The following is a 2,720-nucleotide window of genomic DNA, read 5'->3' on the forward strand; positions in this document are numbered from 1 at the left end:
GTCGCGGGGGCCCGGACGGCTGCATCGACCGGCGGCGCCCCTCCCCTGCTTCGCCCCGCCCCGATCGGAGAGCATGATGACCAGGACGATCCTCCCCTATCCGCAGACCGACACGCATTTCACGGGGCGGGTGGGCCGCACCTATGTCGATTCCCAGCCGGTGATCCCCGATGTGCCCAAGGCGCCCGAGGGCGCGCCAAACGTGCTGCTGATCCTGCTGGACGATGTGGGGTTCGGCCATGCTGCCACCTTTGGCGGGCCGGTGAGCACGCCGACGCTGGAGAAGCTCGCCAAGGAGGGCGTGCGCTACAACCGGTTTCACACCACCGCGCTCTGCTCGCCGACGCGCGCGGCGATCCTGTCGGGGCGCAACCACCATTCGGTGCATACCGGCATCATCATGGAGCTGGCGACCGGCTTTCCCGGCTATGACGGGCGCTGGCCGGAAAATGCCGCCTGCGTGGCGCAGACCATGCGGATGAACAATTACAACACCGCCGCCTTCGGCAAATGGCACAATACGCCCGACTTCGAGACGAGCCCGGCGGGGCCGTTCGATCGCTGGCCGACGGGCCATGGCTTTGAGTATTTCTATGGTTTTCAAGGCGGGGAAACCAACAATTGGGATCCGCCGCTGTTCGAGAACACGCTGCCGATCGAAAAGCCGGAAGGCGACGACAATTATCACCTGAGCGCCGCCATGGCGGACAAGGCGATCGCCTGGATCAGCAGCCAGAAGGCGGGTGCGCCGGACAAGCCCTTCTTCTGCTATTGGGCGCCGGGAGCGGCCCATGCGCCGCACCACAGCCCGAAGGACTATGCCGACAAATACAAGGGCAAGTTCGACCAGGGCTGGGACAAGGTGCGCGAGGAAACGCTGGCGCGGCAGATCACGCTGGGCGTGGTGCCCGAGGGAACGGTGCTGACCCCGCGGCCCGATTCCATGCCGGCCTGGGACGAATGCAGCGCCGACGAGAAAAGGCTCTACGCCCGGATGCAGGAAGTGTTCGCCGGGTTCCTGGAGCATGTCGATGCGCAGATCGGCCGGCTGATCGACGCGATCGAGACCATGGGCCTGCGCGACGACACGCTAATCATCTATGTCGTGGGCGATAACGGGCCGAGCGCCGAAGGGTCGATGCACGGCACCGCCAACAACATGAAAAGCCAGCACGGCTATGTCGACAGCGTCGAGGAGATGCTGAAGGTGATCGACGAGCTGGGCAGCACCCACCACGAAAACCATTATCCGGTGCCGTGGTGCTGGGCCGGATCGTCGCCCTTTCAATGGTGCAAGCAGGTGGCCTCGCATTTCGGCGGCACGCGCAACGGGCTGGTGATGAGCTGGCCCCGGCGGATCGCCGACCGGGGCGGGCTGCGCGACCAGTTCCACCATGCGATCGACATCGTGCCGACCATCCTGGAGGCGGCCGGCGTGACCGAACCGATCTCTATCAACGGCGTGCCGCAAAAGCCGATCGAGGGCGTCAGCATGGCCTATAGCTGGGACGATGCCGCCGCACCCTCGACGCGCACCACGCAATATTTCGAGATGTTCGGCAATCGCGCGCTGTATCACGACGGCTGGGTGGCCGGCGCGCGGCACGGCAAGCTGCCGTGGCAGACATCGGGCTCCTCCCCCGATTTCGACAGCGACGCCTGGGAACTCTATCATATCGACGAGGACTTCAGCCAGGCGAACGACCTGGCCGAGGCGGAGCCCGAGAAGCTGCGCCAGTTGCAGGACATGTTCTGGGCGGAGGCGGCGAAATACAATGTCCTGCCGCTGGACGACCGCTTCGTGGAGCGCGCGGACGTGAACCTGAAGCCGAGCTACCTGCGCGGCAAGAAGCAGTTCATCTACCTGCCCGGCACCACGCGCATCCCCGAGGCGGCATCGCCCGCGACCAAGAACATCGATCACACGATCGCGGCGGAAGTGACCATCCCCGATGGCGGCGGCGAAGGCGTGCTGGTCTGCTGTGGCGGGGAGGCCGGCGGCTACAGCTTCTTCATGAAGGAGGGGAAGCTGTATTGGGAGCATAACTGGTTCAATACCGAGCGTTATCGCGTGGAATCGACCGCGCCGATCCCGGCCGGCCACCATGTGCTGTCGGTGCAGATCACCTGCGACAAGGAGGGCGAATTCGCCACCGGCGGCAAGGCGACGCTGCGCCTTGGCGAGACGATCGTGGGCGAGGGCCGGTTCGACAAGCAGGTCGGCGCGCGCTTCACGGTGGGCGAGAGCTTCGACGTGGGGTGCGACCTGATCACGCCGGTGTCGGATCTCTACGCGAGCCCGGCGCGGTTCAACGGCACGCTGAAGCGCGTGCTGGTGGATATCAGCGACGTGGAGTTCGACGATCTGGCGCATCAGGTGAAGATCGCCATCGCGACGCAGTGATCGGGGGGTGGGGTTTTCGGGTGACGTGAGCTGTTGACGGCACGCGGCGGGGAGCGTGCGATCGCCCCCATGCCGCGCCATCCCGGCCTTGCGCCGGGATCCATGGTGCCGCGGACTCGGCCGGTCGAGGTTTGCGGGCTGCTGGATGCCGGGATGGGTTCGGCATGACGGTTGGCGCGGGGCGGAGGTGTTGCGGTGGCAGGTGCTGTGGTCGTCACGCCGGCCTTCCCAGCTGGGCCCCGGCCTTCGCCGGGGTGGTTGGCGGTTGGGGGAGTCTGCGCTTCCCTCCCCCTTGGCATCATGCCTGATTGGATGC

At 66.0% G+C, this 2,720-nt stretch carries 1 protein-coding gene; it reads left to right on the forward strand.

From position 1 onward, the window contains the following. Nucleotides 1-76 precede the first annotated feature (76 nt). Nucleotides 77-2,404, forward strand: coding sequence for an arylsulfatase (locus AX702_RS00115; RefSeq protein ID WP_066774799.1), 2,328 nt, complete (start codon nucleotides 77-79; stop codon nucleotides 2,402-2,404). Nucleotides 2,405-2,720: the final 316 nt, after the last annotated feature.

This window comes from Sphingomonas sp. CCH5-D11 (assembly GCF_001557395.1).
In the GTDB taxonomy this organism is placed as follows: Bacteria; Pseudomonadota; Alphaproteobacteria; order Sphingomonadales; family Sphingomonadaceae; genus Sphingomonas.